Annotated in this window: 13 protein-coding genes; 3 read left to right on the top strand and 10 right to left on the bottom strand. The window is 60.4% G+C overall.

Annotated features, from left to right (window positions below; translation table 11 throughout):
- Positions 1-102: 102 nt before the first annotated feature.
- The 3 genes from WDN02_RS07200 to hisG all read left to right on the top strand — a co-directional run bounded on the left by WDN02_RS07200 (position 103) and on the right by hisG (position 4,219).
- Positions 103-1,983, top strand: a complete 1,881-nt coding sequence (locus WDN02_RS07200; protein WP_337292839.1) for a feruloyl-CoA synthase — start codon at positions 103-105, stop codon at positions 1,981-1,983.
- 101 nt (positions 1,984-2,084) lie between these two features.
- Entirely contained in the window at positions 2,085-3,242 is a 1,158-nt protein-coding gene (locus WDN02_RS07195) for an ATP phosphoribosyltransferase regulatory subunit (RefSeq protein ID WP_337292838.1), read from the top strand.
- On the top strand, positions 3,239-4,219 hold the full coding sequence (hisG, locus tag WDN02_RS07190) for an ATP phosphoribosyltransferase (RefSeq protein ID WP_337292837.1): 981 nt from the start codon (positions 3,239-3,241) through the stop codon (positions 4,217-4,219). The genes WDN02_RS07195 and hisG overlap by 4 nt, the downstream gene beginning before the upstream one ends.
- Before the next feature lie 13 nt (positions 4,220-4,232).
- Here the strand turns inward: hisG and WDN02_RS07185 are convergent, their stop codons facing one another.
- The 10 genes from WDN02_RS07185 to WDN02_RS07140 form a co-directional block, all read right to left on the bottom strand.
- On the bottom strand, positions 4,233-6,344 hold the full coding sequence (locus WDN02_RS07185) for an ABC transporter ATP-binding protein/permease (RefSeq protein WP_337292836.1): 2,112 nt from the start codon (positions 6,342-6,344) through the stop codon (positions 4,233-4,235).
- 127 nt (positions 6,345-6,471) lie between these two features.
- The gene (locus tag WDN02_RS07180; RefSeq protein ID WP_337292835.1) at positions 6,472-6,822 is read right to left on the bottom strand and encodes an integration host factor subunit alpha; all 351 of its coding nucleotides are present in this window, start codon (positions 6,820-6,822) and stop codon (positions 6,472-6,474) included.
- A 195-nt stretch (positions 6,823-7,017) separates the two neighbouring features.
- Complete coding sequence (groL, locus tag WDN02_RS07175; RefSeq protein ID WP_337292834.1) at positions 7,018-8,658, bottom strand: chaperonin GroEL; 1,641 nt, start codon at positions 8,656-8,658, stop codon at positions 7,018-7,020.
- Positions 8,659-8,700: 42 nt separating this feature from the next.
- The gene (gene groES, locus WDN02_RS07170) at positions 8,701-8,988 is read right to left on the bottom strand and encodes a co-chaperone GroES (protein ID WP_337292833.1); all 288 of its coding nucleotides are present in this window, start codon (positions 8,986-8,988) and stop codon (positions 8,701-8,703) included.
- 221 nt (positions 8,989-9,209) lie between these two features.
- Positions 9,210-10,664 carry a Do family serine endopeptidase gene (locus WDN02_RS07165; RefSeq protein WP_337292832.1) on the bottom strand — a complete coding sequence of 485 codons (1,455 nt, stop codon included), beginning with the start codon at positions 10,662-10,664 and terminating at the stop codon, positions 9,210-9,212.
- 126 nt (positions 10,665-10,790) lie between these two features.
- Positions 10,791-11,690, bottom strand: a complete 900-nt coding sequence (locus tag WDN02_RS07160; RefSeq protein WP_337292831.1) for a protease modulator HflC — start codon at positions 11,688-11,690, stop codon at positions 10,791-10,793.
- On the bottom strand, positions 11,687-12,799 hold the full coding sequence (gene hflK / locus WDN02_RS07155; protein ID WP_337292830.1) for an FtsH protease activity modulator HflK: 1,113 nt from the start codon (positions 12,797-12,799) through the stop codon (positions 11,687-11,689). Before hflK ends, WDN02_RS07160 begins: the two co-directional genes overlap by 4 nt.
- 26 nt (positions 12,800-12,825) lie before the next feature.
- On the bottom strand, positions 12,826-13,368 hold the full coding sequence (locus WDN02_RS07150) for a dihydrofolate reductase (RefSeq protein WP_337292829.1): 543 nt from the start codon (positions 13,366-13,368) through the stop codon (positions 12,826-12,828).
- Positions 13,369-13,381: 13 nt separating this feature from the next.
- Positions 13,382-13,879 (bottom strand): GNAT family N-acetyltransferase, encoded by a 498-nt coding sequence (locus WDN02_RS07145; protein ID WP_337292828.1) that lies wholly within the window; start codon positions 13,877-13,879, stop codon positions 13,382-13,384.
- Positions 13,880-13,918: 39 nt separating this feature from the next.
- Entirely contained in the window at positions 13,919-14,905 is a 987-nt protein-coding gene (locus tag WDN02_RS07140) for a catalase family peroxidase (protein ID WP_337292827.1), read from the bottom strand.
- Positions 14,906-14,986 lie beyond the last annotated feature (81 nt).

Genomic DNA, 14,986 nt, shown 5'->3' with positions numbered 1-14,986 from the left:
ACCGGCTTTTTCACATCCCGCTCCGCGGCGGCGCGACCATAGAGGCAGCCAAGCCCCCTCGCAACCTCTTCCTCCAGCCCCGCGAACTGCTAAATAGCGCAGATGTCCCACCCCGCTCTTGCCAAATCACCGACCGACGCTTTCCGCCCTGTCGATCTCGGTCCGCTCGACGTCGCAATCGAGCCCGGACGCAACGGCATTTTTTACGCACGTTCGCCGTTCGGTCTCGAAAATTATGAGGCGAAGGCGACCCTCTGGCTCGATCGCTGGGCAGCGCTGCGGCCGGATCATATTTTCCTCGCCGAACGGCGGCACGGCGCCTGGGAAACGATCACCTATTCCGAAGCGCGCCACAAAGCCCGAGTACTTGCGCAGGCATTGCTGGGACGCGACCTGAGCGCCGAGCGGCCGCTCGTGATCCTCTCCGGCAATAGCATCGCGCATGCACTTCTCGGCCTCGCGGCGCTTTATGCGGGCATTCCCTATGCGCCGCTCTCGCCAGCCTATTCTCTCGCCTCGCGGGATTTTGCGCGGCTGCGCGGCATTATCGATCTGCTCACACCCGGCCTTGTCTTCGTGGACGATGGTGCGCTTTATGCCCGGGCGCTCGCATCGCTGGCGGCGGAGATGCCACGCCTCGTTTGCACATCGCCCGCGCCCGGCGCGAACACTTTCGACGCTCTCCTGACGACTAAAGAAACCTCAGCGCTGGATCGCGCCCATGCGGATATCAGTCCTGAGACGATCGCGAAATTCATGTTCACGTCGGGGTCGACCGCCGCGCCAAAGGCCGTCGTCACGACGCATAAAATGCTTTGCGCCAATCAGGCGATGATCGCGCACGTGCTGCGCTTTCTCGCGAGCGAGCCGCCCGTGCTCGTCGATTGGCTGCCCTGGAGCCATAGTTTCGGCGGCAACCAGAATTTCAATCTCGTGCTCGCGCACGGCGGCACGCTTTATATCGACGGCGGGCGGCCGACGGCGGAAGGCATCGCAACGACGCTCGCCAATCTGCGCGATGTCTCGCCGACATTGCATTTCAACGTTCCCGCCGGTCTTGAAGCGCTTCTGCCGCATCTCGCCCACGACCGAACGCTTGCAGCAAATTTCTTTCGCAATTTGCGGCTGACGTTTTTCGCGGGCGCGCCGCTTGCGCGTGCGACCTATGACGCTTGGAACGACATAGCGCTGGCCGCCTGCGGCGAAAAGATCGTGACGATGAGCGGCTATGGCGCAACCGAGTCGGGCCCAGCGACAACATTCTGGACGCCATTCATTCGTGGGGACGGGGGTGTCGGCCTGCCGCTGCCGGATTGCGACCTAAAGCTGGTACCGCATGGCGAAAAACTGGAAGTCCGGGTCAAGGGCCCGAATGTAACACCCGGATATTGGCGCGACGCGCAAGCCACATCGCAGGCTTTCGACGACCAAGGGTTCTTTCGCCTTGGCGATGCCCTGCGCCTCGCCGAACCACAGAGACCCAAATTGGGCTTTGCTTTCGACGGACGGATCAATGAGGACTTCAAGCTCGCGACAGGCACCTGGGTCAGCGCCGGACCTCTGCGCGAGGCCTTTCTCGCCGCTTTCGCGCCCTATGCCAAAGATGTGGTGATCGCCGGCGAGGGTGCTGCCTTCGCCGGGGCGCTGGTGTTCCCGGATTTCGAAGCATGTAGGCGTCTCAGCCCTGACGCAGGGGCGACACCGGCTGAGATCATCACGCATCCCGCCATTCGGGCCAGATTTCAAGCGCTGCTGGACGATTTCGCTGAGGCCGCTGGCGGCTCGTCTCGACGGGTCGCGCGGCTTCTGCTCCTCGCGACGCCGCCCCTGGCGGAAACCGGAGAATTGACCGAGAAGGGCGGGATCAACCAAAAAGCCGTGCTCGCCAACCGGGCAGCGGCCACGGCCCTCCTCGTCTCCACCGGGTCGCCGGCAGAGGTCATTGCGGCGGCAGGCTCCGGCGTTTTCACAGCAAAGACATGAAATTGCTGAATAAACCGCTGTTTTCTAGCCATTCACCTTGCAGATCGAAAGGCATCGCGCCCGCGGCGCGCACTTGCTAAAGAGAAGCACAAATTCGAGACATGTCCGTGAGCGCCGAACCCACATCAGCCGCCGCCAGCCGTGCCGCTTCCGCGGCGCTTGTCGCGCACCTCGAAGCCTCCGGCTATCCGCCCTACGAGCCGCCCGTGTTGCAGCGAGCGGAACTCTTCTTCAATTCGGGCGAAGAGATCCGCAGCCGGCTCTACCTGACGAATGATCTTTCGGGCGCCGAATATTGCCTGCGGCCCGAATATACGATCCCCGTCTGCGCGCATTATCTCGCCTCCGATGCCGTGGGGCACGCGACAACCTACAGCTATTGTGGCCCCGTATTCCGCTATCGGCCGGATGGCCCGAACGAGTTTTTGCAGGCGGGGCTTGAGAATTTCGGCCACCCCGACCGCGAGGCCGCCGACGCCGAGATTCTGGGCGTGACGCTCGATGCCGTCGCCGCGCTCGGCCAAGGCGATCTCAATGTACGTTTCGGTGACAACGGGCTTGTCCGCGATCTCGTCGCCGCGCTCGACCTCTCGCCGCAATGGCAGCGCCGCATTCTGCGCGGGCACGCGCAGGACAAATCGCTCGAAACGATTCTCGCCCGGCCTGCCAGCGGGAACGGTGCCGACCACACTGGCGTGCTCGCGGCGCTCGAAGGCGTCGACCGGCATGGTGCGCGTGCGCTGGTCGAAGATCTGCTCTCGATCGCCGGCATTTCGAGCGTCGGCGGCCGCAGCGTGACGGAGATCGCCGACCGCTTCCTCGAACAGGCTGCGCTCAAAACCGGCGACGAGTTTCCCGTCGAACGTCGCGCGATCCTGAAAGAATTTCTCGCCATCGAAACCGATCCCGACCAGGCGGCCGCCAGGCTGCGCCAGTTGGCTTCGACGACCGGCCTCAATCTCAACGCGGCGTTGGACCGTTTCGACGCGCGCCTCGGCTTCATGGCCGCGCGTGGGCTCGATGTCGCCGACTTCACCTTCGCGACGCGTTTCGCCCGCGACCTCGAATATTACACCGGCTTCGTCTTCGAGGCCTTCGACCGCAGCCGCCCGCATGAAAAGCCGATCGTCGGCGGCGGGCGCTATGACGGCCTTTTGAAATCGCTTGGCTGTCAGGGTGATGTCGGCGCTGTCGGCGCGGCGATCTGGATCGAACGTTTGCAATTGCCGCAGCGCGGCCAGACGGATTGGTGGCGATGAGCGACGTGACGAAACCTCAGCTCGTTCTCGCCGTCCCCTCCAAGGGCCGCTTGCAGGAGAATGCCGCCGCCTTCTTTGCGCGCGCCGGATTGCAATTCGTGCAAAGCCGCGGCGCCCGCGACTACCGGGCCAAGATCGCCGGTCTCGACAATGTCGAGGTTGCCTTTGTCTCGACGTCCGAAATCGTCACGCATCTTGCTGCTGGCACCGCGCATTTGGGTGTCACGGGCGAAGATCTGGTGCGTGAAAGCATTCCCGACGCCGATTCGAAATGCGAACTTCTCGCGCCGCTCGGCTTCGGCCACGCCAATGTCATCGTCGCCGTGCCGCAAGCGTGGATCGACGTGCGCACGATGGCCGATCTCGAGGACGTTGCGGTGGCCTTTCGCGCCCGGCGCGGCGAGCGGATGCGGGTCGCGACGAAATACGTCAATCTCACCCGGCATTTCTTCGCCGAGCGCCATGTCACGGATTATCGCATCGTCGAAAGCCTTGGCGCGACCGAAGGCGCGCCCGCAGCCGGCACGGCGGAGCTCATCGTCGACATCACCACGACCGGCGGCACGCTTGCGGCGAATGCGCTCAAGATTCTCGACGATGGCGTGATCTTGCGGTCCGAGGCGAATTTCGTCGCGTCGCTGACAGCGCCGTGGACGGACGAGACACGCGAAGCCGCGCGGATCATTCTCTCGCGCATCGCGGCGGAAGAAGTCGCGCGCACGACACGCGAGGTCTCGGCACGGGTCGCGCAGGCCGATGTCGAACTCTTCGCCCACGCCGAGGTGATGTTCGCGGCGCGGCCGCGGCGACACCTTTCCGACGGTTGGCTGACGCTCACCTGCCCGAAAGACAAAGTGGCCGCGCTCGCCGATTGGCTGCTGATGCAAGGCGCGGCCGAAGTCACGGTCGCGCAGCTCGATTACGTCTTCGCCGAAAAGAACAAACTCTACGAGAAGCTCGCGGCGCGGCTGCCTTAAAACCGAAAACCTTTTATTCCGCTGCGGTCTTCACGCCTTCTTTAGGCGTGAACATACCTGCGCCGGCCGGCTGCATTTCGAGCCGGCGCGTATGGTATTTCTCCATCGTAGCGCGATGGCCAATGGAGACGATCGTCGTCTTTGGCAATTTTTCGCGCAGCGTCTGATAGATCGCCGCTTCCATCGGCTCGTCCATCGCCGTCGTCGCCTCGTCCAGGAAGAGCCAATCCGGCTTCTCAAGCAGAGCGCGCGCGATCGACAATCTCTGCTGTTCGCCGCCCGAAAGCTGCTGCTGCCACATGCCCTCGACATCGAGCTTGTTCAACAAATGGCTGAGTTGCGCCGCCTCGACAGCCGCACGCAGCGTGGCGTCGTCATATCGCTCGGGCGCTGCGGGATAGACGAGCGCCTCACGCAATGTGCCGAGCGGCAGATATGGCCGCTGGGGTAAGAGCATCACCTTCGCCGATGGCGGCAGGTCGATCTTGCCCTCACCGTAAGGCCAGATGCCGGCGATGGCGCGGAACAAAGTCGACTTGCCGGAGCCGGACGGCCCCATGAACAGGGCGGGAATTTCCGATACGAGATCGAGATTGGCGGATTCGACGATTGTGCGGCCATCGGGCAAGCGCAACGTCACTTCGGCAAGACTGACATTGCCGGGAGTAGCTGCGCCAACGGTCGGTTGCGCGCGAAACTGATAGTCCGCGGCTTTTTCAATTGAAGCATCGAACGACGTCAGACGATCGAGAACGGATTTGTAATCCGCGAGGTTCACATAATAGCTGACGACGAAGGTCAGCGCACTATTGACGTTGCTGAAGGCATTCGCGGTCTGGGTCATGATACCCAGGGTAATTTTCCCGGCGAAATAGAACGGCGCCGAGACGATGTAAGGAATGAATGGACTGATCTGCGAATAAGACGCCGTGAACGCAGTAAGCCGCTTACGGCAGGCGATGATCTCGAAATAGTTCGACATGATTGACGCAAAACGCGTCTTGAGAGAGCGCTTCTCCGCATCTTCGCCTGAGAGCAAGGCGATCTGCTCCGTATATTCGCGCAGGCGCGCAAGCGAAAAACGGAAATCGGCTTCGTAACGCTGACGCCGGAATGACAAAGGTACGAGCGGATGGCCGATCAAATGCGTCAGCCAGGTGCCAATCGCTGCGTAGATGAGCGCAACCCAGAAGAGGAAGCCCGGCACGGCGATATGCGTTCCCGGCAAGGTGAAATTGGCCGAAAGCACCCAGAGCAGAATGGCGAAAGAAACGAGCGAACTGAGGTTCGAGATCAGCAGGATAGAAAAGGAATAAATCCCATAGCCGACATCGCCGCCGTCGATGAAACGGCTGATGTCTTCCGAAATTCGCTGATCCGGGTTGTCTGCCCCAGACCCCGCGAGCGACATGCGGTAATGGCGATGATTGTCGAGCCAATGGTCGAGATAGAAGCTGGTGAGCCAGCGCCGCCAGCGGATGACCAATGTCGAGGTGACGACATATTCGACAACAGCCGCAAAGATGTAGAGGAAGGCCCAGACCAGAAAGACGGTGAAGAGCTGATACCAGAACGCCTTCGCGTCGCGCGTCTGGATCGCGTTGAACCAATCGCGCGAGAAGAACGAGAGGCGGATGTTGATGCCGACCTCCGCCTGATTGATCAGGACGAGAAAAACCACCATCGCCGCTGCGACCTTGCGCTCCAGACCATGGAAAGCCGGAAACGGCCAGATCCGCGCTGTGGTTGTATCGCGCGAATCAAAATATCGGTCAGCGATCCGCATCATTGCGCGGACAAGCGGGATGAAAGAAATCAGGTAAACCGCGATCGCGAAAAGCGCGACCGTCAGCGGCAGGCTTTCCGGAATTTCGTAATCTGCCCAACTCGCTGGCCAAAGATGCAGGGCTTCGATGAGGCAGAACACGCCGAAGGCAATGACTTCAACCGCGAAAATCGCGACGAAAATTTTCAGATAACTCGAAATATGTTGCGACTTGTACGTCGTATACGCGCAGATCAGTGTCGTGGCGGCGAGGAGAGCCGTCGTCATATCGCCAGTCTTGGCCGCGACCAGAGCAGCGGCCGCACCGAAAATCGCGACAGAAATTGCGAGAATTTTCATATCAGCGTCGATATCCAGGGAATTTAGCGGGATCAAACCACGCTTTTGCGCACAGGCGCAAATCGCTGCCTAGTTACAGGTTTGTAACATTTAAGGCATCTCGCGCCCGCATCTCGGCGGCGAGCCGCTAATCCTGCAATTCTTCGGCAGAATCCGCGCTTTCGCCGTTGATGAGCGCGACCAAAACCGGTGACGGACGAAACGTCAGCACACGTCGCGGCTTAATCGGCACCTCGATCCCGGTGCGGGGATTGCGGCCGATGCGCTCACGCTTGGCACGGACGGAAAAAAGTCCAAACGAACGAAGCTTGACCGTCTCACCACGTACCAGCGCAGTGGAAATTTCCTCAAGCGTCATTTCAAAAATGTCGCGCGCCTGGGCACGAGAGAGGCCTTTGCAGGATTCATACACAGCATTCAAAAGATCAGCCCGCGTGGCTGTTTTTTTTTCGGACTCATTCAGCGGCAACTGACCCACTTTACCCCCTCCTACTCAGGCTAACCGAGCGCAACTCGCGTGTAATGCATACGCTTTGCGAGGCGGTTTTAGCCAGTGATTGCAACGCGAAAAAATATAATTTCTCTCGCCGCGACCCAAAGTGCGTAGGCGCAGTAAACAAAAAGCCCCGGATTACCGGGGCTTTTAAGTGTCGTTTCGCACAAATGCGCGATTTTAGAAGTCCATACCGCCCATGCCACCCATGCCGCCGCCGCCGACAGGAGCCGATTCTTTCTTCGGCTGTTCGGTGATGATCGCTTCGGTGGTAATCAGGAGGCCGGCAACGGACGCCGCATCCTGCAACGCAGTGCGCACGACCTTGGTCGGATCGATGATGCCGAGCTTGACGAGATCGCCATATTCGCCCGTCTGCGCATTATAGCCGTGGCCATAATCGGTGGCTTCGAGCAGCTTGCCGACGATCACGGCGCCGTCAGCGCCGGAATTGTCGACGATCTGGCGAGCCGGAGTCTGGATCGCCTTGCGGACGATATCGACACCGGCCTTCTGATCGGCGTTGACCGTCTTGATGCCGTCGAGCACCTTGATGGCGCGCAGCAGCGGCACGCCACCACCCGGAAGAACGCCTTCTTCGACGGCCGCGCGGGTCGCGTTGAGCGCGTCGTCGACGCGATCCTTCTTCTCCTTCACCTCGACTTCGCTCGAACCGCCAACGCGGATGACCGCGACGCCGCCCGCGAGCTTGGCAAGACGCTCCTGCAGCTTCTCACGATCGTAATCAGACGTCGTGTCGGCAATCTGCGCCTTGATCTGAGCAATGCGCGCTTCGATGTCGGCCTTGGAACCGGCGCCGTCGATGATCGTCGTCGTTTCCTTCTCGATGCGGATGCGCTTGGCACGGCCGAGCATCTGCAGCGTTACGTTTTCGAGCTTGATGCCGAGGTCTTCGGAGATGAGCTGACCGCCGGTAAGGATGGCGATGTCTTCGAGCATCGCCTTGCGGCGATCACCAAAGCCCGGCGCCTTGACGGCCGCGACCTTGAGGCCACCGCGCAGCTTGTTGACGACGAGGGTCGCGAGCGCTTCGCCTTCGACGTCTTCCGCAACGATCAGGAGCGGCTTGCCAGTCTGCACGACCGCTTCGAGAACCGGCAGCATCGCCTGGAGCGACGAAAGCTTCTTCTCGTTGATCAGGATGTAGGGATCTTCGAGTTCGGCGACCATCTTCTCGGCATTGGTGATGAAATAGGGCGAGAGATAACCGCGATCGAACTGCATGCCTTCGACGACATCGAGTTCGGTCTCGAGGCTCTTGGCCTCTTCGACGGTGATGACGCCTTCGTTGCCGACCTTCTGCATCGCCGTGGCGATGATCTGGCCGATTGACGCGTCGCCATTGGCCGAGTTGGTGCCGACCTGGGCGATCTCGTCGTTGGAGGTGACCTTCTTCGACTTCGCCTTGAGATCGGCCACGACAGCTTCGACCGCGAGGTCGATGCCGCGCTTCAAATCCATCGGGTTGAGGCCGGCGGCGACCGCCTTGGTGCCTTCGCGGACGATCGAAGCGGCGAGGAGGGTCGCTGTCGTCGTTCCGTCACCAGCAATGTCGTTCTGCTTGGAAGCGACTTCGCGGACGAGCTGGGCGCCGAGGTTCTCGAACTTGTCGGAAAGCTCGATCTCCTTGGCGACGGACACGCCGTCCTTGGTGATGCGGGGAGCGCCGAAGCTCTTTTCGATGACGACGTTGCGGCCCTTGGGACCGAGCGTCACTTTAACGGCGTTGTTGAGAATTTCGACGCCGCGCAACATCCGGTCGCGGGCATCAGAGGAAAAACGTACGTCTTTGGCTGCCATTTGGAAAAACTCCTGAATTGGGGCTCGCTAAGGGTCCTGAGATCAGCCAACGACGCCGAGGACGTCGCTCTCCTTCATGATGAGGAGATCCTGGCCGTCGATCTTGACTTCGGTGCCAGACCATTTGCCGAACAGGATGCGATCACCGGCTTTGACATCGAGGGGAACGAGCTTGCCGGTCTCGTCGCGGGCGCCGGGGCCGACGGCCACGATCTCACCCTCTTGCGGCTTCTCTTTCGCCGAATCGGGAATAATGATGCCGCCCTTCGTCTTCTCTTCGCCTTCGAGGCGCTTGACGACGACGCGGTCATGCAGAGGTCGGAAAGTCATGCGATGTTTCCTTGAACGTTCGCGAGTAGCGCCGGAATTCGGGGACGCAGACGCCGCTCGATGGGGAAATGATGGCTGTTAGCACTCAAACCGATAGAGTGCTAACGGCAGCCTCGACATAGGCGGCGGCTCTCGGACTGTCAAGGACAGCGACGGGTAACTAGACGATCCGCGTCTCGGAAACTTGATCCGGCTGGCTCTCTGGTTAACGGATCGCGCTTCTAGAGATCGAGCGCGACGAACCGCACCTCGCCTTGGGGCGTCGAGACGAGCAACAGAGCCAATTTCTTCCCGGCCGCCTTCAGGATTCGCATCTCTTTGGCGACATCCGACGGCGCCCGGACCGCCTCCTGATTGATCTCCAGAATCACTTCGCCGGGCAGAATGTTCTTACGGGCCGCCGGCGAATTTGACTCAACCTCCGTGACGACCACACCCGCTGTCAGACTGTCCTTGATCGCATATTTCAGCCGCGACGTTTCATCGAGCTTCGAAAGCGCCATGCCGAGCGCCTTTTCGACTAGCGTTGGCGGCAGCTTCTTGCCCTGATCATCCCCGAGAGTCAGCGAGGCTTTCTGCGCACCGTCTTCAAGCCTGCCGAGTTTGACGGTTTTGGTCATCTCGTGGCCGCGCCGGACAATGACGATCGCAACGTCCTTACCAACGGGCGTCAGTGCGACGAGCTTGGGCAGATCACGGGATTCGGCCACGTCGACGCCGTCGAATTTCACAATAACATCGCCAGTCGTAATCCCGGCTTCAGCTGCCGGGCCACCGGAATCTGTCCCTGCGACGAGCGCGCCGCGCACTTTGCCGAGATCCAGGCTTTCGGCGAGTGAATCATCGATCGACTGGATACGCACGCCGAGCCAGCCGCGCCGTGTTTCGCCGTATTTGCGCAATTGATCGATGACCGGCGCCACCGTGTTCGCCGGCGTGGCAAAGCCGATGCCAATCGAACCGCCGCTCGGCGAAAGGATCGCGGTGTTAATGCCGATCACCTGCCCGTCCATATTGAACAGCGGTCCGCCGGAATTGCCTTTGTTGATGGCCGCGTCGGTCTGGAGATAATTGTCGTAAGGTCCGGAATCGATGTCGCGGTGACGGGCCGAAACAATGCCGGCCGTGACGCTGCCACCCAAGCCGAACGGATTGCCGACCGCAATCACCCAATCGCCGACGCGCATCTGGTCGCTGTCGCCGAATTTCACCGCTTTCAACGGATGATCGGCTTCCACTTTGAGCACCGCCACGTCGACCTTGCTGTCCTTGCCGATGACCCGAGCCCGCAGTTTCGTGCCATCGGTGAAGATCACCGTCACTTCGTTGGAATCGGCGATGACGTGATTGTTGGTGATGATGATGCCCGACGGGTCGATCACGAAGCCCGAACCAAGCGAATTGGAACTGCGCTCATGCGGTTCAGAATCGCCGTCGCTGTCGCCGTGAGGCGTGTGATGGAGAAATTTGTCGAAGAGATCGTCAAACGGCGTGCCCGAATCGGTGTCGGGTCCGTTGCTCGCGTCTTTCTCTTCGTAGGTCTGCGTCGCCGAAATGTTGACGACCGCATTGCTGACCGCCGCAGCAAGATCGGCGAACGAATCCGGCGTATGGCCGGCATAGGCTGCCGATGAATAGCCGATTCCGACTGTTGCAACGCCCAAGGACAAAGCCATCAAAACCTTGTGCGCGCCGAATAAAGCAGACGCGAATTGCCGGCATGAAGCCATTCATCTCTCCTCAAGCGCGCAAAATTAGCGGATCAGCTAAACGAATTCACGCCGATTTTGCGCACGATCGCGTTAATGCGCGGGCGGCAACGTATTGGCTCCGGCTGGCGGCAGAAAATATTGGAAGAAGGCCGATTTCGGGCTGAGCACCAGACGGGTGTTCGACGCTTTCAAGCCCGTCGTATAGGCCTGCATCGAACGGTAGAAGGCGAAAAAGTCTGGGTCCTTGCCGAAAGCCGTTGCAAAAATGCGCGCGCGTTGGGCATCGCCGGCGCCGCGCGTCTGGTCAGCATCGCGTTGCGCGTCGGCACGCAAAACAACGGCATCGCGGTCCGCCTTGGCGCGGATCTCCTGCGATTCCTCCGCCCCTTGGGCGCGGAAGAGCGCTGCCTCGCGCGCCCATTCGCTCTGCATCCGGCTGAAGACCTTTTCCGATATCTGCTGTGGCAGATCGGTGCGCCGAATACGGACATCGACAGCGCTGACGCCGAGTTTATCTGCCTGCTGATTCACCTGTTGGCGGATGTTTGCCATCAAGGCTTCGCGATCGGCGCTGACGATCTGTCTAAGGTCGGCATCGCCAAGAACGCGGCGCACGGCGGAATTGAGAATATAGCCAAGCTGGTCGTTGGCGCGGTCGATGTCGCCCACCGTTTGATAGAATTTGAGCGGATCGACGATCCTGTATTTCAGGAAGGAATCGACCTCGACCCGCGTATTGTCGGAGGCGAGCACTTCCTGCGTCGGCGTCTCGACATCGAGGATGCGCTTGTCGAGCAGAACGACATTCTCGATGAACGGAATTTTGAAGTGCAGGCCCGGTTCGGTGACGAGGCCGCGCCCCGCGACCGGATCGCCGAAACGCAGCACAAGCGCCTGTTCGGTCTGACCGACGGTGAAGATCGACGCCACAATGACGATGATGGCGGCAATCGCCAGAAGCGTCACGAAAATACCGGTCGCGCCCTTCATTTCGGCGCTCCATCGGCGGATGCGTTCGGCGTCAAAAGTGGCAATGGCAAATAGGGCAGGACGCTCTGTCCATTCCCCGAATCAACAATGACCTTGTCGCTGCCGCCGAGAACCTGTTCCATCGTCTCGAGATAGATGCGCTCGCGCGTCAACGCCGGCGCGATTTTGTATTGTGCCTCAACTTGCGAGAAGCGCGACGCCTGGCCGGTCGCCTCGTCGATCGTCTGCAAGCGATAGCCCTCGGCCTGCTGGCGAATGGCCGCTGCCTGACCCTGTGCCGCTGGCACCACATTGTTGGCGTAGGTCTGGGCCTCGTTGCGCATCCGGTCGCGGTCCTGCTGGGCGGCAGTGACATCGCGGAAGGCTGTGATCACTTCCTGCGGCGGATCGACCGACTGCAATTGCACCTGAAGGATGAGGACGCCGGCTTTGTATTTGTCGAGAATCTTCTGCGCCAAATCCTGAACCGCCGGTTCGATCACTTTGCGATCGGCGGTCAGGATATTCTGGATCAGGCTGCGGCCGATCACCGCGCGCATCGCGCTCTCTGCCACCGCCTTCACCGTGTCGTCGGGATCGTCGATGTTGAAGGCGTAATCTTCCGGATGCGATGGATCGATCTGCCAGATCACGACAAATTTCACGTCCGCGATGTTCTGATCGTCGGTCAGCATCAGGCTCTCTTCAGGCAAATCGAAGGTCGCCTGCTCGCCGGTGCGATCGTCCATCCGCGAAATGAAGCCGATATCGGTTGTGTTGCGATCCGTCACCGCGAGCTTTTGGACGGAGCCAATCGGATACGGCAGGTTGTAATTTAGGCCCGAGGTCGTCTTGCCGGTATAGCGGCCGAAGATCATGTTGAGGCCGACCTCATTCGGGCCGATTGTATAGCACCCTGTCAGCAGCCACAGGAGAACGCCGAGAAGGCCAAGCACCGCAAGCGCGCGGCCGCCGAGGCCGCCGCCGGGCAGCCAGCCCTGCAGCCGCGCCTGTGCCAGGCGCACCCATCCCTCGAAATTGACGGGATTCGGCGCCTGCGGTTGGCCCCACGGGCCGGGATTTTCCGGCTTCCAAGAGCCGCCGTCCTTACCGTCATTACTCCAGGGCATGAAATCCTTCCTCGGTGGCGCTTGTCTTAGAGGGCTTTCGGCGCCAGCGAAAGAGAGCCGGTACGGATATAGTCGGCCCACGTATATCCTGCATCACCACCGGTTTCGGATAAGTGGTCTTCGCGAAAGACTTCACGCCAGTGTGACCACTCAATGGGCGGAAAGAAGGCGTCCCCCTCGGGCGTGCAATGAACGTAAGTCATGTGCAAAAGGTCTATCCGGTCGAGCAACGCCGCGTAAATTTCGCCGCCGCCAGCAACAATAATCTCCGACGCACCCAAAACATCGGCACGTGTCGTCGCCAGCTGCAAGGCGGCATCGATTGTGGTCGCCGTGAACACGCCGGCTGGCGGCGCAAATTTCGCGTCGCGCGTCACGACAATCGTTTCGCGGCCGGGCAGCGCACGGCCAATTGCCGCGAACGTCTTGCGGCCCATGATCAAAGGTTTGCCAAGCGTCAGCGTGCGAAAGCGCTTGAGGTCGGCAGAAATGTGCCATGGCAGCGCATTGCTTTGACCGATGACTCCATTATCGGCGACGGCGACGACGCCAACGAGAAGCAGATTCATGCGCGGCTATCTCTCATTTGAGACCTGCCGCGAAATCTGCAAGCGCTTCACCTTCCATGCGGCAGATCGTCCATTCGGACTTCAATTGCGCGCCTGCGCCGCGATAGAAGCGGATCGCGTTTTCGTTCCAATTCAAGACCGACCATTCGAGCCGGCCAAGCTTTTCCTCGACGCAGCGGTGCGCAATGGCGTGAAGCATGACCACACCCAAACCTTTGCCGCGAAAAGTCTCGCGCACGTAAAGATCTTCGATCCAGATGCCGTGGCGCCCGGCGAAACTCGAAAACGTATAAAACCAGAGAATGAACCCGGCTGGCGCCGTGTCGTATTCGACAATCTCAGCGAAGACGCGCGGGTTCGGGCCGAACAAAGCCGCCCTCAGGCCCGCTTCGTCGGCCTGGACTTCATGCGACAAATGCTCGAACGCCGCGAGCTCGCCGACAAGAGCAAAGATAAGCCCCGCGTCGGCAGGCGTCGCGGGGCGTAGCTTGATTTTCGGGTCCGGCGCCATGACGGCGCCGTTTTGCGCCAGAAGCGCGTTTCACGCAACCTACTGGCTGCGCCGCCCGAACGAGACCGCATAGGCGCCGTCGCGTGCATCGATGAGCGGATCGTCTGATTCCTCAATTCCGGGGATCAGCGCGCCAGGCAGAAATATGAGCTTCTTCTGCTCTGCAAGACTGTCGGAGTCGATCTTGTCGATCGTCAGGACGCCGAGATCGACCACTTTGTTGGTCGCTGCCCAAGGGATCGTCGGATCCTTGGTGACATCGCCCGGCGCCGCGAGTTGGGCTTGTAGGTGGAACTTCACGGGTGCTTTCGCAACGCGCGTGGCGATCTCGTCGAAGAGATAATTCGGCGACTTCTTCGCCGCTTCCTCATCGCTGATGTGGACGAGTTTTTCCGGTGCAGCGATGTAACGGAACGCCTGTTTCTTGCCGTTCTTGTCGACGAAGACGAACGCATCGACGCCGTTATATTGCTCATCTGCGAGACTGTCCGGCTGATGCACACTCGCCGACGCCAAGGGTACACGCGGATGGGTCTTGACGAAGAGCGCGAGCTTCGTCGGCTGTGGCGCGTTCGGCGGGCTGGCCGCAATGGCAAGCAGAAGATCGCGAAAATCCTCCCCGGTCCCGACCGGGAAAAATTTCAGCGAATTAATGACCATATCGGTCTCGCTGCCGTCCTTCAGACGGAATTTGATCGCAAGACCGTGCGGTACGGCCAATTTCGAGCCATCAGGAACATTCGGCAGGCCGCCACTATCCGAAAAGCGGATCGTCACCGGAATCGTATCACCTGAAAAGATCGCAGCTTTGCTTAGGCTTGCGGCATCCGCCGACGCCTTGAACGTGCCCTGCCCGACGATGCCCTTGGCATGATTGGCGCGGAAGCCAGGATGCACGCCCCAGACTTTATTGAGGGCATCGACAATCTGTGTGGGGACGGACCCAGATTGCGCTTCCGCGAGGCTGACGCCGCCGCCGAACAGCATACCGAAACCGATGGAGAGGAGAAGGCTTTTTCGCAACATGACTCGTCTCTTTGCGCGTGGGACACCAGCCGCACGGCAAGCGCGCGGTCGCAGCAAAGCTAATCGACGAATGTGAAATCT

Origin of the sequence: Methylovirgula sp., assembly GCF_037200945.1 — a bacterium.
Taxonomy (GTDB): Bacteria; Pseudomonadota; Alphaproteobacteria; order Rhizobiales; family Beijerinckiaceae; genus Methylovirgula.
Note: the sequence above shows the minus strand (reverse complement) of the source record. Positions and strands in the feature narration are given on the sequence as shown.